General features: G+C 68.6%; 23 protein-coding genes and 1 tRNA gene. 17 read left to right on the plus strand and 7 right to left on the minus strand.

What is annotated here, in order from left to right:
• Positions 1–18: 18 nt before the first annotated feature.
• Complete coding sequence (locus B7R21_RS04485; RefSeq protein WP_116282046.1) at positions 19–459, plus strand: hypothetical protein; 441 nt, start codon at positions 19–21, stop codon at positions 457–459.
• Here the strand turns inward: B7R21_RS04485 and bcp are convergent.
• Positions 456–938: a thioredoxin-dependent thiol peroxidase gene (bcp, locus tag B7R21_RS04490; RefSeq protein ID WP_116282047.1), complete on the minus strand. Its 483-nt coding sequence runs from the start codon at positions 936–938 to the stop codon at positions 456–458. The two genes, B7R21_RS04485 and bcp, sit on opposite strands and share 4 nt — an antisense overlap.
• A 94-nt stretch (positions 939–1032) precedes the next feature.
• Between bcp and B7R21_RS04495 the strand changes: the two genes are divergently transcribed.
• The 5 genes from B7R21_RS04495 to B7R21_RS04510 all read left to right on the plus strand — a co-directional run bounded on the left by B7R21_RS04495 (position 1033) and on the right by B7R21_RS04510 (position 5050).
• Positions 1033–1108 (plus strand) — tRNA-Lys (locus tag B7R21_RS04495).
• Between the two features lie 65 nt (positions 1109–1173).
• Positions 1174–1302 carry a hypothetical protein gene (locus B7R21_RS20860; protein ID WP_301182550.1) on the plus strand — a complete coding sequence of 43 codons (129 nt, stop codon included), beginning with the start codon at positions 1174–1176 and terminating at the stop codon, positions 1300–1302.
• A gap of 14 nt (positions 1303–1316) precedes the next feature.
• On the plus strand, positions 1317–2768 hold the full coding sequence (locus tag B7R21_RS04500) for a GH1 family beta-glucosidase (protein ID WP_116282048.1): 1452 nt from the start codon (positions 1317–1319) through the stop codon (positions 2766–2768).
• Positions 2769–2832: 64 nt separating this feature from the next.
• A complete protein-coding gene (locus B7R21_RS20865; RefSeq protein WP_147305800.1) occupies positions 2833–3627 on the plus strand; it encodes a hypothetical protein in 795 nt (264 codons plus the stop codon).
• Between the two features lie 49 nt (positions 3628–3676).
• Positions 3677–5050, plus strand: coding sequence for a glucose-6-phosphate dehydrogenase (locus B7R21_RS04510; RefSeq protein WP_116282050.1), 1374 nt, complete (start codon positions 3677–3679; stop codon positions 5048–5050).
• Between the two features lie 32 nt (positions 5051–5082).
• Here B7R21_RS04510 and B7R21_RS19985 read toward each other — a convergent pair whose 3' ends face one another.
• The 3 genes from B7R21_RS19985 to B7R21_RS04520 all read right to left on the minus strand — a co-directional run bounded on the left by B7R21_RS19985 (position 5083) and on the right by B7R21_RS04520 (position 6963).
• A complete protein-coding gene (locus B7R21_RS19985; protein ID WP_172592051.1) occupies positions 5083–5781 on the minus strand; it encodes a hypothetical protein in 699 nt (232 codons plus the stop codon).
• A gap of 90 nt (positions 5782–5871) precedes the next feature.
• Positions 5872–6066, minus strand: a complete 195-nt coding sequence (locus tag B7R21_RS04515) for a hypothetical protein (RefSeq protein WP_116282051.1) — start codon at positions 6064–6066, stop codon at positions 5872–5874.
• A gap of 9 nt (positions 6067–6075) precedes the next feature.
• Positions 6076–6963, minus strand: a complete 888-nt coding sequence (locus B7R21_RS04520) for a sugar phosphate isomerase/epimerase family protein (RefSeq protein WP_116282052.1) — start codon at positions 6961–6963, stop codon at positions 6076–6078.
• A 135-nt stretch (positions 6964–7098) separates the two neighbouring features.
• On the opposite strand from B7R21_RS04520, the gene B7R21_RS04525 reads away from it, so the two are divergent.
• From B7R21_RS04525 to ilvC, 7 genes are all read left to right on the plus strand, one after another.
• Complete coding sequence (locus B7R21_RS04525; protein ID WP_116282053.1) at positions 7099–8799, plus strand: alpha,alpha-trehalose-phosphate synthase (UDP-forming); 1701 nt, start codon at positions 7099–7101, stop codon at positions 8797–8799.
• Entirely contained in the window at positions 8796–9611 is an 816-nt protein-coding gene (gene otsB / locus B7R21_RS04530) for a trehalose-phosphatase (protein ID WP_253259632.1), read from the plus strand. The genes B7R21_RS04525 and otsB overlap by 4 nt, the downstream gene beginning before the upstream one ends.
• An 85-nt stretch (positions 9612–9696) precedes the next feature.
• On the plus strand, positions 9697–10743 hold the full coding sequence (locus B7R21_RS04535; RefSeq protein ID WP_116282055.1) for a MauE/DoxX family redox-associated membrane protein: 1047 nt from the start codon (positions 9697–9699) through the stop codon (positions 10741–10743).
• A gap of 44 nt (positions 10744–10787) precedes the next feature.
• The gene (gene ilvD / locus B7R21_RS04540; RefSeq protein ID WP_116282056.1) at positions 10788–12482 is read left to right on the plus strand and encodes a dihydroxy-acid dehydratase; all 1695 of its coding nucleotides are present in this window, start codon (positions 10788–10790) and stop codon (positions 12480–12482) included.
• A 76-nt stretch (positions 12483–12558) separates the two neighbouring features.
• Positions 12559–14394 carry an acetolactate synthase large subunit gene (locus B7R21_RS04545; protein ID WP_116282057.1) on the plus strand — a complete coding sequence of 612 codons (1836 nt, stop codon included), beginning with the start codon at positions 12559–12561 and terminating at the stop codon, positions 14392–14394.
• 4 nt (positions 14395–14398) lie between these two features.
• A complete protein-coding gene (ilvN, locus tag B7R21_RS04550; RefSeq protein WP_116282058.1) occupies positions 14399–14905 on the plus strand; it encodes an acetolactate synthase small subunit in 507 nt (168 codons plus the stop codon).
• A gap of 96 nt (positions 14906–15001) precedes the next feature.
• Positions 15002–16027, plus strand: a complete 1026-nt coding sequence (ilvC, locus tag B7R21_RS04555; protein ID WP_116282059.1) for a ketol-acid reductoisomerase — start codon at positions 15002–15004, stop codon at positions 16025–16027.
• A gap of 339 nt (positions 16028–16366) precedes the next feature.
• Here the strand turns inward: ilvC and B7R21_RS04560 are convergent, their stop codons facing one another.
• A complete protein-coding gene (locus B7R21_RS04560) occupies positions 16367–16744 on the minus strand; it encodes a hypothetical protein (RefSeq protein ID WP_116282060.1) in 378 nt (125 codons plus the stop codon).
• A 110-nt stretch (positions 16745–16854) separates the two neighbouring features.
• On the opposite strand from B7R21_RS04560, the gene B7R21_RS04565 reads away from it, so the two are divergent.
• Positions 16855–17553: a hypothetical protein gene (locus tag B7R21_RS04565; RefSeq protein ID WP_116282061.1), complete on the plus strand. Its 699-nt coding sequence runs from the start codon at positions 16855–16857 to the stop codon at positions 17551–17553.
• Between the two features lie 4 nt (positions 17554–17557).
• On the plus strand, positions 17558–17989 hold the full coding sequence (locus B7R21_RS04570) for a hypothetical protein (RefSeq protein ID WP_147305801.1): 432 nt from the start codon (positions 17558–17560) through the stop codon (positions 17987–17989).
• Between the two features lie 95 nt (positions 17990–18084).
• On the opposite strand, the gene B7R21_RS04575 is transcribed toward B7R21_RS04570, so the two are convergent.
• The gene (locus tag B7R21_RS04575; RefSeq protein WP_116282063.1) at positions 18085–18483 is read right to left on the minus strand and encodes a DoxX family protein; all 399 of its coding nucleotides are present in this window, start codon (positions 18481–18483) and stop codon (positions 18085–18087) included.
• Between the two features lie 83 nt (positions 18484–18566).
• Here B7R21_RS04575 and serA point away from each other — a divergent pair, with 83 nt between their 5' ends.
• Positions 18567–20156 (plus strand): phosphoglycerate dehydrogenase, encoded by a 1590-nt coding sequence (gene serA, locus B7R21_RS04580; RefSeq protein WP_116282064.1) that lies wholly within the window; start codon positions 18567–18569, stop codon positions 20154–20156.
• A 142-nt stretch (positions 20157–20298) separates the two neighbouring features.
• Here the strand turns inward: serA and B7R21_RS04585 are convergent, their stop codons facing one another.
• The gene (locus tag B7R21_RS04585; protein ID WP_116282065.1) at positions 20299–20877 is read right to left on the minus strand and encodes a TetR/AcrR family transcriptional regulator; all 579 of its coding nucleotides are present in this window, start codon (positions 20875–20877) and stop codon (positions 20299–20301) included.
• Positions 20878–20988: 111 nt separating this feature from the next.
• Between B7R21_RS04585 and B7R21_RS04590 the strand changes: the two genes are divergently transcribed.
• Entirely contained in the window at positions 20989–22584 is a 1596-nt protein-coding gene (locus B7R21_RS04590; protein WP_172592052.1) for an MFS transporter, read from the plus strand.
• Positions 22585–22637: the final 53 nt, after the last annotated feature.

A 22637-nucleotide genomic window follows, 5' to 3' on the forward strand; every position in this document is an offset into this window, starting at 1 on the left:
TTTCTGGGTTGTGGAGATATGAGCGATCAGTCAGACGTGCGCGGACCGGGCTCTGCCGAGCATCCGGAAGCACCGTTCAGGCGGCCCGTACTGCTGGTGCTGCTCGCAGTGCTCCTGCTCGTGGAGGCCCTCGCGGTGCTCGCGATCGGTGCGTGGCTGATCGCCGAGCTCGGTCTCGCCGAGCCCGCATCGTATGCCACCGCAATCGCCCTCATCGTGCTGGTGCTGGCGGCGGGCGTCTGGGTGCTGTGCATCGCGATCGGGGTCTACCGGCTGAGGCCGTGGACGCGCGGCGCCGCTCTGACCTGGCAGATCCTGCAGGTGATTGTGGCGATCTGCATCTTCCAGGGGCTGTTCGCCGAGCCGGTCGACGGATGGCCGTTGCTGGTGGTCTCGCTTCTCGGCGTCGCCCTGCTGCTGTCGCCCTCGGTCGTCGCGGCCACCCGCCGACAGGACTAGGCGTCGATCTTCAGCTTCTTGCGGAGCGACGCAACATGGCCGGTCGCTTTCACGTTGTAGAGCGGCAGGCTGACAGCACCGTTCTCGTCGATCACGAACGTCGAACGGAGCACCCCGGTGACGGTCTTGCCGTAGAGCGATTTCTCGCCGTACGCCGCATACGCCTTGTGCACGGCGAGGTCGGGGTCGGAGAGCAGCGGGAAGTTGAGCCCCTGCGCCTCGGCGAAACCCTTCAGCACATCGGGGGAGTCCTTCGAGATGCCGAGCACCTGGTATCCGGCGCCCTTCAGCGAGTTGATGTTGTCGCGGAAGTCGCAGGCCTGGGTCGTGCACCCCGGCGTGTTCGCGGCCGGGTAGAAGTAGACGACGACCTTCTGGCCGCGAAGACCGGAGAGCGAGACATCCGTCCCGTTCTCGTCGGACAGCGTGAAGTCGGGAGCCTCGAGGCCGGCGGTCAGTCGTTCTGAAGTGTCGCTCACAGTGCGTCTCTCTCGTGGTCGTGGGGCCCCGTTCGCGGGCCCGCCAGACTCATGCTAGTGTTTGTCCTCGGCCGGGTTCACATCGGCCGGCCATGCACCTCTAGCTCAATTGGCAGAGCAACTGACTCTTAATCAGTGGGTTCCGGGTTCAAGTCCCGGGGGGTGCACCACAAGCGTCTTATAGTGGTGTCACGCGTTCTTCGTACGCACACCCCGACGGTCAAAGGAGACCGCTATGACACAGACCGAGATCCTTCGAGCGACCGATCCCCACGCCGGCCTCAAGCGGGCCGTCACCGTGGGCGGGTTGTCCCTCCTCAGCACCGTCACGGCGATTCTCGTTGTCGTAGCCTTCGTGCACTGAGATACGGTGTTCTCATGAATGAGAGCGCTTCCACAGATATTCCCGTGACCGCCGGCGACGCCGACTACCGCGACGCCGGGCTGCAGTTCCCCGCCGGCTTCACCTTCGGTTCGGCAACGGCGTCGTACCAGATCGAGGGTGCCTTCGACGAGGATGGGCGCGGCCCGTCCATCTGGGACACCTTCAGCAAGACCCCCGGCAAGGTGCTCAACGGGGACACCGGCGACGTCGCCGACGACCACTACCACCGGCTCGACGAAGACCTCGACCTGATGGCGTCCCTGAACCTGCAGGCCTACCGGTTCTCGATCGCGTGGCCACGGATCCAGCCCACCGGGCGCGGGCCGGCGAACCAGGCGGGCCTCGACTTCTACGGCCGGCTCATCGACGGTCTGCTCGCCCGCGGGATCAAGCCCGTGGCGACGCTCTACCACTGGGATCTGCCGCAGGCCCTCGAGGACGAGGGCGGCTGGCTGTCCAGATCCACGTCCAAGGCGTTCGCCGACTATGCACGCATCGTGGGCGAAGCGTTCGGTGACCGCGTGCACACCTGGACGACCATGAACGAGCCGTGGTGCTCGGCGTATCTCGGCTACGGTTCGGGCGCCCACGCCCCGGGGATCATGTCGGCAGAGGGCGCCCTGAAGGCCGTTCACCACCTGAACCTCGGCCACGGGTTGGCTGTGCTGGCGCTCCGCGAGGTCGTCACGAACGATCCGCAGTTCTCCATCACCCTGAATCTGCACAGCATCCGCGGCCACGGCCCCTCCGGCGCGGAGGCGGCGCGCCAAATCAGTGCCCTCGCGAACCGCGCCTTCACCGGACCGCTCCTGGAGGGTGCCTACCCCGACGACCTGCTCGACGACACCAAAGGCGTCACCGACTGGTCGTTCGTCGAGGACGGCGACCTTCCGCTCATCAACCAGCCGATCGACGTGCTGGGCGTCAACTACTACTCGACTGTGACCGTCGCGGTGTGGGACGGCGTGAGCCCCCGCGAGAGCGCCGACGGCCACCAGAACGTGGGCGGGTCGCCCTGGCCCGGAGCCGAGCGCATCGAGTTCCTGGTGCAGCCCGGGCCGTACACCGAGATGGGCTGGAACATCGACCCGTCGGGCCTTCTCGACCTGCTGACGTCTCTTCGCGACGAGTTCCCGGACCAGGCGCTCATGATCACCGAGAACGGGGCGGCCTTCGCCGACACGGTGACGGATGGCGCTGTGCACGACGATCTGCGGATCGACTACCTGCGCCGGCACATCACCGCGGCGCACCGAGCGATCGACGCGGGAGTCGATCTGAGGGGCTACTTCGTCTGGTCGCTGATGGACAACTTCGAATGGAGCCTCGGCTACTCCCGGCGGTTCGGTATCGTCCGCGTCGACTACGACACGCTCGAGCGGCTGCCGAAGGACAGCGCGCACTGGTACGCGGCGCTGGCGGGCAGCAACGTCATCCCCGCGTGACGCGCAGGTAAATTCCCCGGCCGTCCTCTGGCCTGCCGGGGGAGGGCCGACGTAAGCTCGGGCCATGGGGATCGTCCGGGAGAGCGGGTCAGGAGGCCGGCGCGCCAGGCTGCGCCTTCACCGGAACGTGCCGCTGGGCGTCTGCCTGGTCGTGGCTGTGGCCGGCACCGCCACGCTCTGCGGCCTGGCGCTCGATCGCACCGCTCCGCGCCAGCCCGCCGTCGAGGCCTCGGTCGATGTGGCGGCGACGGCGGGCGCGGTGCCGGGAGCGGATGGCGCCGGCGGTGCCGCGACCGCCCCGCCGTCCGAGCCCGGGGCTGCGAGCGGTTCCGCTGACGCGAATTCGGCGGCCTCTGCCGCACCTGTTGTGCCTGCCGGTGGTGTCGATCCTGCTGGTGGCGGGCCTGCCGCTGGCGGGCAGGATGCCGCACCGTCTGCCAGCGGGTCGACAATGGCATCGGGTTTCTCGGCCATCGACTTCACCTCGGGCGCCGGCTCGGAAAGCGGAGTGGAAAGCGCGGATTCCGGATCCGCGGGGGAGACGACACCGGGTGGCGGAGGCGTGACGGGGCCGGTGCCCGCCGATCCCCAGCCTGCTGATCCCGCTCCCGCTGATCCCGCACCGGCCGACCCGGCTCCGGCTGATCCGGCTCCGGCCGATCCGGCGCCGTCGGATCCCGTCGCTCCCGACCCGCTCCCCTTCGATCCCGAACCGGCCGAGCCTGTGCCGGCCGATCCGCTCCCGTTCGATCCGGCGCCGCCGTCGGATCCTGCGCCGCAATCGGATCCTGCGCCGGTCGCCCCTGCGCCGGTCGCCCCCGCGCCCCCCGCGGTCTCGCCGACCGATCCGCTGGTCTGAACCGCGCAGCCTCACGCGGCCTCCCGGCGCCGTGATCTAGGGTGAGCACATGAGTCAGTTGATCGGCACCCTCGTCATTCTCGGAGCATCCGGAGACCTCTCGGCCCGGCTGCTGCTGCCCGGCCTCGCGCAGCTGTTGACCTCCGAACCCGACCGCCGCCTGACCCTCATCGGAGCGGGCACAGAGGCTTGGACCGATGAGGAGTGGCACAAGGTCGTCACCACCTCTTTCGCTGAAGTGAACGCTTCGGGCGAGACGGTCGCGGGCATCCTGAAGGATTCGCACTACTTCCAGGCCGACGTCACGAAGCCGGATGACCTGCAGATGATCCTCGATGCCTGCGACGGTGTGCCCGCGATCTATTTCGCGCTTCCGCCGGCCGTCGCGGCACTGGCCTGTGAGGCGCTGGCGTCGGTGAAGCGGCCCGATGGCCTCACGCTCGCCCTCGAGAAGCCGTTCGGCACCGACGAGCAGAGCGCGATCGCCCTGAACGAGCTGCTGCTGAAGCTGGTGCCCGAGGAGCAGGTGCACCGGGTCGACCACTTCCTCGGCCGGTCCACCGTGCTGAACCTCCTGGGCCTGCGTTTCGCGAACCGCATCTTCGAGCCGGTCTGGAATGCCGAGCACATCGAGAAGATCGAGATCATCTACGACGAGCAGCTGGCGCTCGAGGGCCGCGCGCGCTACTACGACAAGGCGGGTGCGCTGGTCGACATGGTCCAGAGCCACCTGCTGCAGGTGATGGCGGTCGTGGCGATGGAGCCGCCGTCGACACTGCAGTCGAACGACCTGCGCGACGCCAAGCAGCTCGTGCTGCGGGCCACTCAGGTCTGGCAGGGAGACGCCATAGCGGCGTCGAGGCGCGCCCGGTACACGTCGGGGGAGGTGCAGGGGCGGCAGTTGCCGTCGTACGTCGACGAGGCGGGTGTCGACCCGAGCCGTGAGACCGAGACGCTGGCCGAGGTCACCTTCGAGGTGAACACGTGGCGCTGGGCGGGCATCCCGTTCACGCTGCGCTCGGGCAAGGCGCTGGCGGAGCGACGCCGGGAGATCGTGATCACGTTCCGGCCGGCCAGGCAGCTGCCGGTGGGGCTGAAGGGGCACAACGACCCCACGGTGCTGCGCGTGTTCCTGGCACCGGATGAGATGTCGCTCGAGATCAACATCAACGGCCCGGGCGACCCCTACGAGCTGGAACGCATCAGCCTCGACGCGCACTTCGGCGACGGGCAGCTGCTGGCGTACCGCGAAGTGCTGGCGGGCATCCTCGACGGCGACTCATCGCTGTCGGTGCGGGGCGACTCCGCGGTGGAGGGCTGGCGGATCGTGGCACCCATCGTGGAGGCGTGGAGGCACGACGAGGTTCCGATCGACGACTATCACGCCGGCACGGAGGGTCCGACCTTCTGGCCGCGGATCTGACGCCTGCCTGCCCGGAGTCCGGCGGGTGGCAGTTACCGGCCGGCGTCGACCAGATGGGTGCGCACGGCCGCGATGGGCGCGGGCATCGCGATCTCGCCGGTCTCGTCGAGCACGGTGAGGGCTGCGGCGAGGTCGGCCGAGACGGGAACGGCGACGATGGGTGCCAGCGGCGGCGCGGACACCTCCGCGGCTGACTCGGCTGCGGAGGCGCCCAGCGCAACGACCGGCGCCGCGGCGGCCGGCACCGAAACGACCGGCGCCGCGGCGGCCCCCACCGAAGCGACCGGCGCTGCGCTGACGATCGGTGCAGCGAGATCGGCCTCAGCAGCGAAGGCCCGAGCAGCGTGGCTCCCGACACGAATCTCGACAGGAGCCTCCGCTGGGGCGGCGAGGGGGTGTGCGGGCAGCGCGCGGGTCTCCGCGAACGCCGAGGTGGCGGCGACGAACGAACCCCCGAGCGGCGCGGGAGCCACCAGTGGCACGGCCTGGTGGTTGATGAGGGTACTGACGATGTCGTGGGCGACCGAGGAGGCGAGCATCGTGTGGAAGATGTCGTCGGTGTCGCTGTTCGCGCGCCGGGTGATCGCGTAGGAGCCGAGCGGGCCGAAGTTCGCGTGCAGAGTCTGGTTCACAAGCTCGTAGAGCCGCTCTGACGACATCGGGTTCTGCACCGCTTGAGCCTCGAGCCGGGCTCGTTCCGCTCGTGCCTTGCGCCGCCAACCAATCATCATGAGCCCTTCTCACCGCACCGTTCAGACAAGTCTGGCCGCTGGGCCGCCCGATCGCCGTCGGGACACGCCGGAAGAGTGCTTCGGGCCCTGCTACTTCTCGTTCAACTCGCGGGCTTCGCGGTCATCCTGCTGCACACTGCCGACCGCCAGCGCGACGGTGAGGGCCCAGCTGACCCACATGAGAACGAGGCGCCAGTCGCGGGGCCCCCGTCGCGTGGTCTGGATCACGGCGAAGCCGCTCGCGATCGCTCCGATGATGCTGCTGTTGAAGATGAACTTGCGCATGACACCAACCTACTTGTTCGACGCGTCCCTCGCCCGAGCCTTGACAGCCTTCCTGTCGGCCTTCTCGGCCTTCTTCTGCGTGCGCTTCTTCAGCGGCTTCGGCGTCTGTTCCCACGCCTCCTGCCGGCCGAACGCGAGCGTCTCCCTGAGCATCCGGAGCCGTTCCTCCTCGGTCTTCGCCTTGCGGGTGTTCACCTCGGCGACGACGCTGCCGTCCCAGTCGTTCGCCGAGAGGAATGCGAGCACCTCCTGCACCGGCTGCCCGCCGTACCCCGGCAGGAGGTGCTCGTCGAAGACACGGCCCTCATCGAGCGAACCCGATCCGTCGCAGAGGTGCACGTGCCGCAGGCGCGGTCCGAGCGCCTCGGCCATCTCGAGCGAGTCCCGCCCCGACAGCGCGGCGTGCGAGAAGTCGAGGGTGACGGCGGCGCAGTCCATCACCACCGGGTCCCAGCCCGGGGAGTAGGCCGCAAGGCTCGAGCCCTTGACCTTCCAGGGGAACATGTTCTCTACCGCGATCTCGACGCCGTAGGTCTCGGTGGTCTCCTGCACGATGCGGAGGAAGTTCTCGGCGTACCCCGACTGCCAGCGGAACGGTGGATGCACGACCACCGCGCTCGCACCGACTGCTCTGGCGAGGTCGGCCGACTTCTCGAGCTTCACCTTCGGATCCCTGCCCCAGACGAAGTGCGTGAGCAGCAGCACCGGGGCGTGGATCGAGAGGATCGGCATCCCGTACTTCTCGCTGAGAGCGAGCAGGGTGTCGGGGGACTGGGTGACCTCATCGCGGGTGACCATGACTTCGACCCCGTCATAGCCCGCCAGGCTCGCACAACGGAAGCCCTCTTCGACCCCCAGCGGATAGACGCACGAAGTGCTCATGCCGATACGCATCATGGGGCTGACGATAGTCGCCCGACCTGAACACTGCGCCAGTTTCGGGGCGATCTTCCGCGAAATTAGTGGCGGCTGGTACCGTGAAGACGGAACGCCCGCGGGCATCCTCCCGCCGACAATCGAACGGATCCTGTCATCTCCTCTGCCAGCACATCGGCGCGAACCGGCCAGTACGACCTCGTCGTGGTCTCCAATCGACTGCCCGTCGACAAAGTGATCGCCGACGACGGCACCGAGACCTGGCGCGGCTCACCCGGGGGCCTCGTCACGGCGCTCGAACCGATCATGCGTGCCAGCGAAGGCGCCTGGGTCGGCTGGGCCGGAGTCGCCGACGATGCCTCGGAGCCCTTCGAACACGACGGCATCTCGATCGTTCCCGTGACACTCAGTGCAGACGAGGTCGAGTTCTACTACGAAGGCTTCTCGAACGACACGCTCTGGCCGCTCTACCACGACGTGATCGCCCCGCCCACGTACCACCGCGACTGGTGGGAGTCGTACCTCGAGGTGAACCAGCGATTCGCGGATGCGGCGGCCGCCACGGCCGCCGACGGAGCAACGGTGTGGGTGCAGGACTACCAGCTGCAGCTCGTGCCGAAGATGCTGCGGGAGATCCGTCCCGACCTCGTGATCGGGTTCTTCAATCACATTCCGTTCCCGGCATACGGGATCTTCTCGCAGCTGCCGTGGCGCACCCAGATCATCGAGGGCCTGCTGGGTGCCGATGTGATCGGCTTCCAGCGGGTGGCGGATGCCGGCAACTTCAGCCGTGCGGTGCGCCGCCTCCTCGGGTTCTCGACCAAGGGCACCACCATCGAGGTGCCGATCGAGGACGCCGCCGAGGTCGAGGGGCGACCGAACCGCACGAGGGTCTCCCGTCGGGGGCAGCATGTGCGAACGGTCACGGCCCGCGCGTTCCCGATCTCCATCGACACCGAGAGTTTCGTCGAACTCGCCCACCGGCCCGACGTGCAGGCCCGCGCGAAGGAGATCCGGCAGGAGCTCGGAAATCCCGACGTTGTGCTGCTCGGTGTCGACAGACTCGACTACACCAAGGGCATCGGCCACCGGCTGAAGGCCTACGGCGAGCTGCTCGAAGACGGCAAGATCGATGTCGCTCACGCCAGCCTCATCCAGGTGGCGAGCCCCAGCCGCGAGCGCGTCAAGACGTACATGCAGCTCAGGGATGAGATCGAACTCACCGTCGGGCGGATCAACGGCGACTTCTCGACCATCAGCCATTCCGCGATCAGCTACCTGCACCAGGGCCGCCCCCGCGAGGAGATGGCGGCGCTCTACCTCGCCGCCGACATCATGCTCGTCACGGCCCTCCGCGACGGTATGAACCTGGTCGCGAAGGAATATGTCGCCTCTCGCTTCGACAACGGCGGCGTGCTGGTGCTGAGCGAGTTCGCGGGAGCCGCCGACGAGTTGAAGCAGGCGCTGCTCGTCAACCCGCACGACATCCAGGGCCTCAAGGAGGCGATCATGAAGGCGATCGCCATGCCGCAGAGTGAGCGCGCCAGGCGCATGCGCGCCCTCCGCAGGCGGGTGATCGAATTCGATGTCGCGAGGTGGTCGAAGTCCTTCCTCGACGAGCTCGCCGACCTGACACACGCCCCGAGCGCGAGCGAGGCCTCCGATGCGGCCGACGCCCTGTCTGACGCGGCCGACGACGAGGCGAAGGCCAACGCGTCGTCGAGCGTGCGGACGGCCCGCACGGCGCAACCGGATGCCCGGGCGAATCGTACCGGCACCGAGCATCCGTCCGGCACCGAGCATCCGACCGGCACCGAGCATCCGACCGGCACCGAGGCGGGTGGATCGCAGAAGTGAGCGGAATCATCGACGTCGATACCGATGAACTCGTCGCGAAGCTGACGGAGCTGGCCCGAACCCGGCAGTTGCTCGTCGCCCTCGACTTCGACGGCACGCTGGCGCCCGAGGTGGATGATCCCCAGCACGCCCGCGCCCTGCCCGAGGCCCGCGCAGCGGTGCTGAGACTGCTCGCCCTCCCCGCCACGCGGGTCGCCCTCATCTCGGGCCGCGCCATGGAGAGCCTCGAATACGTGGCGAACCTGCCCGACTCCGTGCTGCTGGTCGGGTCGCACGGCGTCGAGTTCCGGCTCGACACCCCCGACGCGACGGTCGACCTCGACACGGCCGAGCTCGAACAGGTCGATGTGCTGAGCGAGCTGCTCGAAGACGTCGCGGCGGGCCTCGACCAGGTCTGGATCGAGCCGAAGCCCGCGGGCTTCGCCCTGCACACCCGGCTCGCGACCGAGCGGGACTCCCGTATCGCCCACCTGCAGGCGCTCAGCGAGACCCAGGCGGAGATCGCCGGGCTCACCGTTCGCGAAGGCAAGAATGTTCTCGAGTTCTCGGTGCGGAGCGCCACGAAGGGTGAGGCCCTGCTGCACCTGAAGGAGTACGCCAAGGCGACGGCGGTGCTCTATGCGGGCGACGACGTCACCGACGAGGATGCCTTCGCGGTGCTCGGCTCGCGCGACTTCGGGCTGAAGAGCGGGCCGGGAAAGACGATCGCCGAGTTCCGGGTGGCCGATCCGCGCGAGGTGGCGGGCGTACTCACGCTGCTCGCCGACCTGCGGGCGACGGCGTTCGAGTCCGGTGTGCCCGGCCGGGCCTGATGCGCGGCACCGCCTGGCCCGCGGCACTGCCGGGCCAGCGATTCTTCCGGGCCCGCGACACTGCCTGATCCGCGATACTGGCGGTATGGATCCCGGTGCCCTCGCAGCTCTGCCGCTGGTGCTCGCCGGGGTGCTGCTGGTGAGCGGAGTGCTGAAGATCGGCGACCGCACGAACACGGCCGCCAGCATGGTCGAACTCCGGGTGCCGTTCGCCGACCGGGCCGGCTGGTTCGCCGCGTGGCAGCCGTGGCTCGAGATCGTCCTGGGCGTGGCGCTCGTCGCCCTGCCGGGCTGGGGAGCACTGGCCGCCGGCGGGGTCGCGGCCGTGTTCTTTGCAGCGCTGACGGTGTTCGTGCTCCGCGCCGCGCTCGCGCCGGGCGACGTGCACTGCAACTGTTTCGGCGCGCTCAGCCGGGAGCCGGTCGGCTGGCTGACCGTGCTCCGGAACCTCGTGCTGACCGGGGCTTCCGTGCTGGTTGCCGTCGGCGTGAGCGGCACAAGGGGGTTCCTTGCGACGGTGCAGGGATTCGACCGACAGTCCGTTACGTGGCTGGTCGTGGTGACCGTGGGGGTCGCGGCGTTCGCGGTGCTGTGGTTCGCCGGGCGGCGCCCGACGGGAGGGCCCCGCCGGGCATCCGGAGCCCGCGGCGTGCCCGGAACGGCAACCGACGCCACCGGATTCGACACCATCGGGTTCGACACCACGAGCTTCGACGCCACCGGGTTCGACACCTCCGAGGAGGAACTCGTCACTCCCCAGGGCGAGGTGCAGCGAGTGCGCCAGCTCGTCGGCGACCGTGCCACGCTGCTGGTCTTCGTGCAGGCCGACTGTCATGCCTGCAGCACGGTCGTGGCCCGACTGCCCGAATGGGCGGCCGCCCTCGAACCCGCCGTGTCGATCCGCGTCGCCACGTCGGCCACACCCGGGGAGCTCTCGGAGACCTACCCGGAGGTCGCCGATTCCGCCCTCCACGCCGCGCGGGGCCTCCGCCGGGCACTCGGCATCGACATGCTCCCCGCCGCGGTGCTCCTCGGAACGGATCGCAGAGTCGCCGCGGGTCCCGTGCTCGGGCCCGATGAGATCGAAGCCCTCGTCGGCGGCATCGGCGAGGCGCTGGCCCAGAACGCCTAGACCGACCGCCAAAAAGTGCTCCTTCGAGGTTCTAAACTCGTAACATGCCCGAAATAGACATGAAGCCGCGTTCGCGCGTCGTCACCGACGGAATCGAAGCCACGACCTCACGCGGAATGCTCCGTGCGGTCGGCATGGGCGATGCCGACTGGGACAAGCCGCAGATCGGCATTGCGAGCTCCTGGAACGAGATCACCCCCTGCAACCTCTCCCTCGACAGGCTTGCGCAGGCCTCCAAGGAGGGTGTGCACTCCGGCGGGGGATACCCCCTGCAGTTCGGCACCATCTCCGTCTCCGACGGCATCTCGATGGGCCACGAGGGCATGCACTTCTCGCTCGTCTCGCGTGAGGTCATCGCCGACAGTGTCGAGACCGTCATGCAGGCCGAGCGCCTCGACGGCAGTGTGCTGCTCGCGGGCTGCGACAAGTCGCTTCCCGGCATGCTGATGGCCGCGGCCCGCCTCGACCTCGCCAGCGTGTTCCTCTACGCCGGGTCGATCGCGCCGGGCTGGGTCAAGCTCAGCGACGGCACCGAGAAGGACATCACGATCATCGACTCCTTCGAGGCCGTCGGCGGCGTCAAGGCCGGCACGATGAGCGTCGAGGATGCCAAGCGCATCGAGTGCGCCTTCGCCCCGGGCGAGGGTGCCTGCGGCGGCATGTACACCGCCAACACGATGGCCTCCGTCGCCGAGGCTCTCGGCATGAGCCTGCCGGGCAGCGCGTCGCCGGCCTCAGCCGACCGCCGCCGCGACTACTTCGCGCACCGCTCGGGCGAGGCCGTCGTGAACATGCTGCGCCTCGGCATCACGACCCGCGACATCCTCACCAAGGATGCGTTCGAGAACGCGATCGCCGTCGCCATGGCCCTCGGCGGATCGACGAACGTCATCCTCCACCTGCTCGCGATCGCCTACGAGGCCGAGGTCGACCTCACGATCGACGACTTCAACCGCATCGGCGACACCATCCCGCATCTCGCCGACATGAAGCCGTTCGGCAGGTACGTGATGAACGACCTCGATCGCCAGGGTGGTCTCCCGGTGCTCATGAAGGCGCTGCTGGATGCCGGGCTCATGCACGGCGATGCGCTCACCGTCACGGGCAAGACCCTCGCCGAGAACCTCGCGGAGATCGACCCGCCGACGCTCGACGGCAAGGTGCTCCGAACGCTCGACAACCCGATCCACCCCACCGGCGGCCTCACCGTGCTGAAGGGCACGCTGGCCCCCGAGGGCGGCGTCGTCAAGACCGCCGGATTCGACGCGAGCGTGTTCGAGGGCCCCGCGAAGGTCTTCGAGCGCGAACGCGCGGCGATGGATGCCCTCACCAACGGTGAGATCAAGCACGGCGACGTGGTGGTCATCCGCTACGAGGGCCCGAAGGGCGGCCCCGGCATGCGGGAGATGCTCGCGATCACCGCGGCCATCAAGGGCGCCGGGCTCGGCAAAGATGTACTACTCTTGACAGACGGCAGATTCTCAGGCGGCACAACCGGCCTGTGCATCGGCCACATAGCACCCGAAGCGGTCGACGCAGGTCCGATCGCCTTCGTGCGCGATGGTGATCTGATTCGGGTCGATATCGCAGCTCGCTCGCTCGACCTACTCGTCGACACGTCAGAGCTAGCAGCCCGCCGTGACGGCTGGGCTCCGCTCCCCCCGCGCTATACCCGTGGCGTCCTGGCCAAATACTCGAAACTCGTGCATTCAGCTGCAGAAGGCGCGATCACCGGGTAAGGCACCTCCGTCCGGCCCAACCGCCGCCTGTCCCAGGGCGCACAGGCCGGTCACCATCGTCAAAGGATCCCCTCTTATGTCCACGGAATCACTTCCCGTGCCGTCCAACCTCCGAACTCCCGGCCGCCCCGCGGCGGCCAGAACCGAGCCCGAGATCCTCACCGGATCGGGAGCGATCCTCCGCTCGCTCGAGCTGCTGGGGGTGAAAGACGTCTTCGGCCTCCCCGGGGGTGCGATCATCCCGTTCTACGACGAGCTGATGGCCTCGACGGCCATCCGCCACATCCTGGTGCGCCACGAGCAGGGTGCCGGTCACGCTGCTGAGGGCTACGCTTCATCCACCGGCAAGGTCGGTGTCGCGATCGCGACATCCGGTCCCGGCGCGACCAACCTCGTCACCGCGATCGCCGACGCCTACATGGACTCGGTGCCGACGCTCTTCATCACCGGCCAGATCTTCTCGCACCTGATCGGAACCGACGGCTTCCAGGAGGTCGACATCGTCGGCATCACCATGCCGATCACGAAGCACTCGTTCCTGGTGCGGGATGCCGCGGACATCCCGGCCACGCTCGCCGCCGCCCACCTCATCGCCTCCACCGGTCGACCCGGCCCGGTGCTCGTCGACATCACGAAGGACGCCCAGCAGAACTCGGCCCCGTTCGTCTGGCCGTCGAAGGTCGACCTGCCCGGCTACCGCCCCGTCGTGAAGGCGCACGGCAAGCAGATCCAAGCTGCCGCAGCGCTGTTGGCCGTTGCGAAGCGCCCGGTGTTCTACGTCGGTGGTGGTGTGATCCGGGCATCCGCCTCAGCCGAACTGCTGAAGCTCGCAGAACTCACCGGAGTGCCCGTCGTCACCACGCTGATGGCGCGCGGGGCCTTCCCCGATTCGCACGCGCAGGCGCTCGGGATGCCCGGGATGCACGGCACCGTGCCCGCTGTGCTGGCGCTCCAGGAGAGCGACCTGCTCATCTCCCTCGGTGCGCGCTTCGACGACCGGGTGACCGGCAAGGTGAGCGAGTTCGCGCCCGACGCCAAGGTCGTGCACGTCGACATCGACCCGGCCGAGATCTCCAAGATCCGCCTCGCCGACGTTCCGATCGTCGGGGATGCCCGCGACGTGATCGTCGACCTCACCGCGGCCTACGCCGACGCCGTGGCGTCCGCGGTCGAGGTGGGTGCCGGCAAGCCCGACATCTCCGAGTGGTGGGCGCGCCTCGATGACCTGAAGAAGCAGTTCCCGCTCGGCTACGACGAGCCCGACGACGGACTCATCTCCCCGCAGTACGTCATCGAGCGCATCGGCCAGATCACCGGGCCCGAGGGCATCTACGCCTCGGGCGTCGGCCAGCACCAGATGTGGGCAGCGCAGTTCATCAAGTACGAACGCCCGAACGCCTGGCTGAACTCCGGAGGCGCCGGCACGATGGGCTACGGCGTGCCCGCAGCCATGGGCGCCAAGGTCGCGAACCCCGATCGCACCGTCTGGGCGATCGACGGTGACGGCTGCTTCCAGATGACCAACCAGGAGCTGGCGACCTGCACGATCAACAACATCCCGATCAAGGTCGCGATCATCAACAACTCCTCCCTCGGCATGGTGCGCCAGTGGCAGACACTGTTCTATGACGGCCGTCACTCGTTCACCGACCTGAACACCGGGGACGGCACGATCATGATCCCGGACTTCGTGAAGCTGGCCGACGCCTACGGCGCCCTCGGCATCCGGGTCACGAAGAAAGAAGACGTCGATGCTGCCATCCGGCTGGCGATCGAGACCAACGACCGGCCCGTGGTCATCGACTTCGTGGTGAGCCGCGACTCGATGGTGTGGCCGATGGTTCCCCAGGGAGTCGGAAACTCGTCGGTGCAGTACGCCCGCGAGCACGCTCCCGAGTGGGAAGAGGAGTAGACCCGTGAGCCATGTCCTGTCCCTGCTGGTCGAAGACAAGCCGGGTCTGCTGACCCGCGTCGCCGGCCTGTTCGCCCGTCGCGGCTTCAACATCGAGTCACTCGCGGTCGGTGCGAGCGAGATCGAGGGTCTCTCCCGCATCACCGTCGTGGTCGATGTCGAGGAACTGCCGCTCGAGCAGGTCACCAAGCAGCTCAACAAGCTCGTCAACGTGATCAAGATCGTCGAACTCGACCCGAACCAGTCGGTGCAGCGCGAACACCTGCTCATCAAGGTGAAGGTCGACAACGTCACCCGGTCGCAGGTGCTCGAAGCGGTCACTCTCTTCAGAGCGCGGGTCGTGGATGTCGCCACCGACGCCCTCGTCATCGAGGTCACGGGCGACAGCGGCAAGACCACGGCGTTCCTGCGTGTGCTCGAGCCGTACGGCATCAAGGAGATGGCCCAGTCGGGCCTGCTCGCGATCGGCCGTGGCAGCAAGTCGATCACCGAGCGCGTCTACAAGAACTGATCGCCCGCTTGCGCGTCCGCATCGAATGAACCGCGGCGGCAGGCATCCGAACCGAATTTCTCCACCACCCGTTATCAAACAAGGAGCTAGAAACACGTGACTGAAATCTTCTACGACGCAGACGCCGACCTGTCGCTCATCCAGGCGAAGAAGGTGGCCGTCGTCGGTTATGGCTCGCAGGGCCACGCCCACGCGCTGAACCTCCGCGACTCCGGTGTCGAGGTCGTCGTCGCCCTCAAGGAGGGTTCGGCATCCAAGGCCAAGGCCGAAGAGGCCGGCTTCCAGGTGCTCTCCGTCGCCGACGCCACCGCCTGGGCAGACGTCGTCGTGATCCTCGCGCCCGACCAGCACCAGCGCGGCATCTACAAGAACGACATCGCCCCCAACATGAAGCCCGGCACCGCGCTGGTCTTCGGCCACGGCTTCAACATCCGCTTCGGGTACATCGAGGCGCCCGAGGGCACGGACATCCTGCTCGTCGCGCCCAAGGGACCGGGCCACACCGTGCGCCGCGAGTTCGAGGCAGGGCGAGGCGTTCCCGTCATCGTCGCGGTCGAAGAGGATGCATCGGGTTCGGCCTGGGCGCTCGCCTGGTCGTACGCCCGTGCCATCGGCGGCCTCCGTGCCGGCGGCATCAAGACCACGTTCACCGAAGAGACCGAGACCGACCTGTTCGGCGAGCAGGCCGTTCTCTGCGGCGGCACCTCGCAGCTGGTGCAGTACGGCTTCGAGACGCTGATCGAGGCCGGCTACCAGCCCCAGATCGCGTACTTCGAGGTTCTGCACGAGCTGAAGCTGATCGTCGACCTGATGTGGGAGGGCGGCATCGCCAAGCAGCGCTGGTCGATCTCCGACACCGCCGAGTACGGAGACTACGTCTCCGGCCCGCGCGTCATCACGCCCGACGTCAAGGAGAACATGAAGGCCGTTCTCGCCGACATCCAGTCCGGTGCGTTCGCCGCCCGCTTCATCGCCGACCAGGATGCCGGAGCCCCCGAGTTCCTGGCCCTCCGCGAGAAGGGTGCCCAGCACCCCATCGAAGAGACCGGCCGCGAGCTCCGCGCGCTGTTCGCGTGGAAGCAGACCGACGCGGACTACACCGAAGGTTCAGCGGCGCGCTGATCCTTCGGTGCCGCTTGCGCGGTGCTGTGCTTGTTGGTGCGCCGGCCGGTGGCCGTCGCTCGGGCGAGGGATCAGTGGCGCGCTGATCCTTCGGTGCCGCTTGCGCGGGTAGCGTTGCGCGCCTGGTCCGCCACGCTTGCCTCGCAGGCAGCCGATGTCCCGTCACTTCGTGTGGCGGGACATCCGTCGTTTCAGGGTCCGGCTGGCCGGGCGGGAGTGTCGGCTGCGCCGCCACTTCGGGAGGAACTGGGGCGATCCGCGGCTGTATTCGGCCCGGTTCCGCTCAGCTCCTCCCGGGCGGCTTTTCGGGAGCCGGGCTCGGGGGTCAGGTGTCACCGGTCAGGGGTAGTGCACCGCGTTCGTGAGGATGCGGGCGTTCGTCAGGGCCGTGCCGACGGCCTGGTCGAGCTCGGTGAAGACGTCGGCGGAGCGGGCCACGCCGATCGCGCCGCCGAGTATCCCGGCTCCGGATGACCGGCCGAGGCGCGCGATGAGTTCGCCGTTCTGCTCGAAGAACTCCAGCCGGTACTCCAGCCTCTGCTTCTCGCGGCCGGCGAACGCCCCGAGCAGCACAGTCGTCGTGGCGCTGCCGCGCGTCACGTCCCAGCCACCGAGCGGTGACGTCGCCACCTCGAAACCCTGCGACCGCAGCGCGTCGGCCAGCACCTGGCGGGCCGCGTCGTGGTCACCAGCGATGAAGTAGTCGACTGTGCTCATGCCGCCATCCTAGTGACGGCGATCCGTCGACCACGCACTCCGCGCTGCTGCCGCGCGACGGGCGCGCGGGGTTGTGGGCGGGAGTCGGGGGCTGCCGGTAATCTGGAGCCATGGCACGCGATCCCGACGACGACGCACTCAGCTGGGGCGACGAGAACGACCCCACCTACGCCGCCTCCCACCCCGGGGCCCTCGATGAGGACGACCTCGAGGAAGGCATTCCTGTCGTCGACGCGTTCAGCTCGTCGGCGCCCGCTCCGGCGGTCGCGCCGGTCGCGCCAGTCGAGCCCCACGCACCGGGTCCCGCTGTCCCGGTCGAGGCGCTCGGCGAAGTACCCGCCCAGCGCACTACGCCGGCATCCACTCGTGCGGCCCCGGTCACGACGTCCCTCGCCCCGGCATCCGCGGCCGTTCCCGCCACCGCCGCAGCCCCCGCCGCCCCGACCCGCACCGTCGAGGAGGAGGCGGACACCGCAGAAGACGCAGCCGCCGAACGCGACCTCGCCGCGGCCGAGAAGGAGGCCGAGCCGCTCAGTTCCGCCGGGCTCATCGCCTTCGGAGTCTTCGGGGGAATCTTCCTGCTGTACACGGTCGGCTGGCTCGTGACGTTCATCCGCAATCCTGTGGCCGACACCTCGCTGGCCGGGATCGTGCAGTCCGCCCAGAACATCCTCGCCATCGCGGCCCCGGCCCTCTGGTTCATCGTCACGCTGCTGGTCGGTGCGAAGAGGCGTGTTCCTGTGCGGGTGGTCTGGCTCCTCATCGGCGTCGTCGTGCTGCTGCCCTGGCCCTTCCTGACGGGATACTGAACCTGTGACCTCTGAATCCGCACGGTCTGGTGCCCGCGGGCCTTCTCTTCGAAAGCCTGCCCGGCCCGGCACGACCACCTCCGGGCCCACGAGCACCAAGCGCCCTGCCAAGCGCGTACGCGGCCGTGCCGGCTGGATCGTCGCCATCGTGTTCGCCTTCCTCTACGCCCTCGACGCCTTCCAGGGCCTCTCGAACCTGATCGGGCTCACGCAGTCGTTCGCCAGCGTGGATGTCGCGATGCCCGGTAACGCGGTCTTCACCCTGGTCGGGCTGATCGTCGTGCCGATCCTCGTCTACGCGCTGATCCTCTGGGGAACCCGCCGGCTCAACGCGGGATCCGCCCTGCTCGTGTTCCTGGTCGGCTTCGCCGTCGTCGCCGTCATCACGCTCGACCTGCAGAGCCTCTACCGCAGCATCGTCCCGTTCGTCATCTGAGCCGCCGCGCACCCAGCGCTCGAGGGCGCAGGCCCCGGGGCATCCGGAGCCCGGGCGCGCGAGCCCAGCCCCGGGCATCCGGAGCCCGCCGCCCCTCAGCCCAGCCCGACGAACAGCACCAGCGCGATCAGCACCACCTGGCCCGCGGCCCGCGGCACCAGCGGGATCGCCAGCGCCCCGAACTTCTCCCGCCGCCCGGCCGCGTACGCGTTCGCCGGGAACACCGCCACGAGGAACACGGCCAGCGCCACTGCCGCAGCCAGACGGAGCGGCGGCACGAGCAACCCGATCCCTCCCGCCACCTCGCAGAGCCCCGTCAGGTACACCAGCGCACGGGGGTTCAGGGTGCCCTCCCAACGAAGAGCGGGCGGGATCATCGCTGCCATGGTGCGCACAGACGACGGCACGAAGTGGTTCAGCCCCATCAGCAGGAACACAGCCGCCACAGCGATCGTCACGACGAGGTGGATGACGCTGAGTGTCCCGGGTTCCATGCTCCCATTCTGCAGGCACTAAAGTTGAGGGGCTACGTCGCCCGCGAGCCCGCCGCCGGCGCTTCACCGTAAGGAATCCCTTCGTGTCAAAACCGGTCGTGCTGATCGCAGAAGAACTTTCCCCCGCCACCCTGGAGGCCCTCGGCCCCGACTTCGACGTGGTCAACGTCGACGGCACCGACCGCCCCGCCCTTCTCGCGGCGCTCGCCACGGCCGACGCGATCCTGGTGCGCTCGGCGACGAGAGTCGACGAGGAGGCCATCGCCGCGGCTCCGTCGCTGAAGGTCATCGCGCGCGCCGGCGTCGGCCTCGACAACGTCGACATCAAGGCCGCGACCACGGCCGGCGTGATGGTCGTCAACGCCCCCACGTCGAACATCGTCTCGGCCGCCGAGCTGACGGTGGGACACATCCTGAGCCTCGCCCGGCACATTCCCGCGGCGCACAGTGCGCTCGCCCAGGGCCAGTGGAAGCGGTCGAAGTACACCGGCACCGAGATCTTCGAGAAGACGGTCGGCATCATCGGCCTCGGCCGGATCGGCGCGCTCATCACCGCACGCATGCAGGCGTTCGGCACGAATGTCGTGGCGTACGACCCCTACATCACGTCGGCCCGCGCGCAACAGCTCGGCGTCACCCTGCTGACTCTGGATGAACTGCTCGCCCAGAGCGACTTCATCACGATCCACATGCCGAAGACGCCCGAGACGACCGGGATGATCAGCGACGAGCAGCTCGCGCTGATGAAGCCGACCGCCTACATCGTGAATGTCGCGCGCGGCGGGCTCATCGACGAGGACGCGCTGTTCCGCGCGCTCACCTCGGGCGTGATCGCGGGCGCCGGGCTCGACGTGTTCGTCAGCGAACCGCCCACCGACCACAAACTGCTCGGCCTCGAGAACGTCGTCGTGACCCCGCACCTCGGTGCGTCGACCGACGAGGCACAGGAGAAGGCTGGTGTCTCCGTCGCGAAGTCGGTGCGGCTCGCGCTGTCGGGCGAGCTGGTTCCGGATGCCGTGAATGTCGCCGGCGGAGTGATCGACCCCTCGGTGCGACCGGGTATCGCCCTCGTGGAGAAGCTCGGCCAGGTGTTCGCCGGTCTCGCGGGCAGCCCGCTCACGTCGGTGGATGTCGTCATCCGCGGTGAGATCGCGGCCTTCGACGTGAGCGTGCTGAAGCTCGCTGCGCTGAAGGGCATCTTCACGAACGTGGTCAGCGAGACCGTGTCGTACGTGAATGCGCCGTTGCTCGCCGAGCAGCGCGGGGTCACGGTTCGCCTGATCACCGATGCCGTCTCCGAGGAGTACCGCAACGTCATCTCGCTCACAGGCGCACTCAGCGACGGATCGCAGATCTCGGTCTCGGGTACGCTCACCGGTACGAAGCAGATCGAGAAGATCGTGGAGATCAACGGCTACGACGTGGAGGTTCCGTTCGCGGAGCACCTGCTCGTGATGATCTACGACGACCGCCCCGGCATCGTCGCGGTGTACGGCAAGGAGTTCGGCGACGCATCCATCAACATCGCCGGCATGCAGATCGCACGCACGGCCGCGGGCGGCAAGGCCCTCAGCGTGCTGACGATCGACTCGCCGGCGCCCGAGGAGCTCATGGAGCGCCTGCGCGTCGCGATCGCGGCCGACGTGCTGACCGAGATCGACATCACCGACTGACCCGGCCGCCCCCGCGGCGCGGGCGCCGCGCCGGCCCATCGAGTGGGCAGTTCGGGCCCCAATTCGAGAATTGGGGGGCCCGAACTGCCCACTCGATGCTGCAGGTGAGGCGGGGCGCGCGGCGGCCCGGGCGCGTGGCGGGTCAGGCGCGGGCGTGGGCCGCGACCAGGGTGTTGACGAGGGCGATGACCTCGTCCATGTCGTCGCTCTTCGGGTCGAGCTCGCCGAGCCCGCCGGGCAGCAGCGCCGAGTTGTAGTACAGGCCGTCGCCGATCAGCATGATGGTGCGGGCGAGGGCCCGATCGCCCACCACCTCGACGATCACGTCGAACCAGGAGACCTGCATCTCTTTGAGGGCGTCGCGCGCCCGCGGATGCGAACCCTGCGCCAGGCGTGTGGTCGCGATGATCGCGCGGTCGAGGTCGCTCTCGAGGTTCAGCGAGCTGCGGAGGAAGTAGTCGATCGGCCCCGTCACCGCCGTGCGGATGCGCTCCACATCGACCTCGACGAGCTCGACCAGCCGCGCCAGCAGCCCCTCGACGAGCGCGTCCTTCGAGCCGAAGTGGTAGAGCAGCCCGCCCTTGCTCACCCCGGCCTCCGTGGCGGTCGCCTCGAGCGTGGCGGCTCGTTCGCCCTGCGAGATCAGGATGCTCTCGAACGCATCGAGCACCCGGTCGCGGGCAGAGGGGGCTGGCGCTGAGGCTGGCGGCGCGGAAGGCATGTGCCCATCGTATCGGCTTGCCACTGTACCGGCTGGACGGTATACTGAACCCACAACCCACAGGCTTCCGACACCGGATGCCCGGGCAACGCCTTCAGCCAGAAACGAATCATGACCAGCTACACCCGCCCCATCGCCCTGCCCTCGCATTCCGAGGTGACCCACACCCACAAGGCCGACACTGACAAGGCCCACACCACACCGGAGCCCACCGACCTCCGGGTCGGCCGCCGCGGCTGGCTCGCGCTCGCCGTGCTCATGCTGCCTGTGCTGCTCATCTCCGTCGACAACACGGTGCTGAGCTTCGCGCTGCCGATCATCTCCGAGACCCTGCAGCCGACCGCGACCGCGCAGCTCTGGATCATCGACACCTATCCGCTCGTGCTCGCCGGCCTGCTTGTCGCGATGGGCAACCTCGGCGACAGGGTCGGGCGCCGCAAGCTGCTGATGATCGGTGCTGTCGGCTTCGGCGTGCTCTCGATCGTGGCCGCCTTCGCTCCGACGGCAGAGGCGTTGATCGTCTGCCGCGGAGCGCTCGCGTTCTTCGGTGCCATGCTCATGCCGTCGACTCTCTCGCTTCTCCGCAGCATCTTCGCCGACCGTCGTCAGCGCCGCCTCGCGATCGCCATCTGGGCGGCCGGATTCGCCGCGGGCGCCGCTCTCGGCCCGATCGTCGGCGGCGTGCTGTTGCAGCACTTCTGGTGGGGAAGCGTGTTCCTCATCGCCGTGCCCGTGCTGGTGCCGCTGCTGGTGTTCGGCCCGTTCCTCCTCCCCGAGTCGAAGGATCCGAACCCGGGCCGCCTCGACCTCATCAGCATCGGGCTCTCGATGGTGATGCTCGTGCCCGTCGTCTTCGCCATCAAGTCGGTTGCAACCGAGGGCGCCAGCTGGAGCGATCTCGGACTTGTCGCGCTCAGCGCCGTGGCGGGCATCCTGTTCGTCCGCCGCCAGCTCGCCTCACCGAACCCGATGCTCGACATGCGGCTGTTCCGGGTGGGTGCGTTCAGCGGTGCGGTGCTCGTGAACCTGCTGAGCGTCGTCGCGCTGGTGGGCTTCCTGTTCTTCGTCTCGCAGCATCTGCAGCTCGTGCTGGCGATGCAGCCGATGGATGCAGCTCTCGCCCTCGTCCCGGGTCTCATCGTGATGGTCGTGGCGGGTCTCGCCGTCGTGCCGCTGGTGCGCTGGGTGCGTCCGAACCTCGTCGTGGCCGGAGGGCTCGTGCTCTCGGCGATCGCGTACATCATCGTGATGCTCACCGGCCAGAACGCCACGGCGACCACCCTCGCGATCGCCTTCGTGGTGCTGGCGATCGGGATCGGGGCGGCCGAGACGATCTCGAACGACCTGATCATCTCCGTGGTGCCCGAGCACAAGGCCGGGGCGGCTTCCGCCGTCTCCGAGACGGCCTACGAACTCGGTGCGGTGCTCGGCACCGCCGTGCTGGGGAGCATCCTGACCGCGTTCTACCGGTCGAGCCTGGTGCTGCCGGCCGGTCTCTCCGAGACGCAGGCGACGGCCTCGACCGAGACTCTCGGCGGCGCGGTGAGCGTGGCCGGCGACCTGCCGTACAGCCTCGGCCAGGCGCTGCTGCACTCGGCCAGCGCGGCCTTCGACAGCGGCGTGGTCGTGACCAGCGGAATCGGCGCGGCCCTGATGGTGGCGGCCACCGTGCTCGCCCTCATCACCCTCCGCAAGGCCCGCGGCTAGCGCTCGGGCCCTGCCCCCTCCGCCCCGCCCCGACCCGCCCGTCGACGGGATCG

Origin of the sequence: Subtercola boreus, assembly GCF_003399625.1 — a bacterium.
Classification (GTDB): Bacteria; Actinomycetota; Actinomycetes; order Actinomycetales; family Microbacteriaceae; genus Subtercola; species Subtercola boreus_C.

Coding starts and splice junctions, on each gene's coding strand:
- B7R21_RS04565 (WP_116282061.1), top strand. CDS start 16,855: ATGGCACGCGATCCCGACGACGACGCACTCAGCTGGGGCGACGAGAAC.
- B7R21_RS04575 (WP_116282063.1), bottom strand. CDS start 18,483: ATGGAACCCGGGACACTCAGCGTCATCCACCTCGTCGTGACGATCGCT.
- B7R21_RS20865 (WP_147305800.1), top strand. CDS start 2,833: ATGGGGATCGTCCGGGAGAGCGGGTCAGGAGGCCGGCGCGCCAGGCTG.
- B7R21_RS04520 (WP_116282052.1), bottom strand. CDS start 6,963: ATGATGCGTATCGGCATGAGCACTTCGTGCGTCTATCCGCTGGGGGTC.
- B7R21_RS04560 (WP_116282060.1), bottom strand. CDS start 16,744: ATGAGCACAGTCGACTACTTCATCGCTGGTGACCACGACGCGGCCCGC.
- B7R21_RS04535 (WP_116282055.1), top strand. CDS start 9,697: ATGGATCCCGGTGCCCTCGCAGCTCTGCCGCTGGTGCTCGCCGGGGTG.
- B7R21_RS04545 (WP_116282057.1), top strand. CDS start 12,559: ATGTCCACGGAATCACTTCCCGTGCCGTCCAACCTCCGAACTCCCGGC.
- B7R21_RS04510 (WP_116282050.1), top strand. CDS start 3,677: ATGAGTCAGTTGATCGGCACCCTCGTCATTCTCGGAGCATCCGGAGAC.
- B7R21_RS04500 (WP_116282048.1), top strand. CDS start 1,317: ATGAATGAGAGCGCTTCCACAGATATTCCCGTGACCGCCGGCGACGCC.
- B7R21_RS04515 (WP_116282051.1), bottom strand. CDS start 6,066: ATGCGCAAGTTCATCTTCAACAGCAGCATCATCGGAGCGATCGCGAGC.
- ilvD (WP_116282056.1), top strand. CDS start 10,788: ATGCCCGAAATAGACATGAAGCCGCGTTCGCGCGTCGTCACCGACGGA.
- B7R21_RS04485 (WP_116282046.1), top strand. CDS start 19: ATGAGCGATCAGTCAGACGTGCGCGGACCGGGCTCTGCCGAGCATCCG.
- B7R21_RS20860 (WP_301182550.1), top strand. CDS start 1,174: ATGACACAGACCGAGATCCTTCGAGCGACCGATCCCCACGCCGGCCTC.
- B7R21_RS04585 (WP_116282065.1), bottom strand. CDS start 20,877: ATGCCTTCCGCGCCGCCAGCCTCAGCGCCAGCCCCCTCTGCCCGCGAC.
- B7R21_RS04590 (WP_172592052.1), top strand. CDS start 20,989: ATGACCAGCTACACCCGCCCCATCGCCCTGCCCTCGCATTCCGAGGTG.
- B7R21_RS19985 (WP_172592051.1), bottom strand. CDS start 5,781: ATGATGATTGGTTGGCGGCGCAAGGCACGAGCGGAACGAGCCCGGCTC.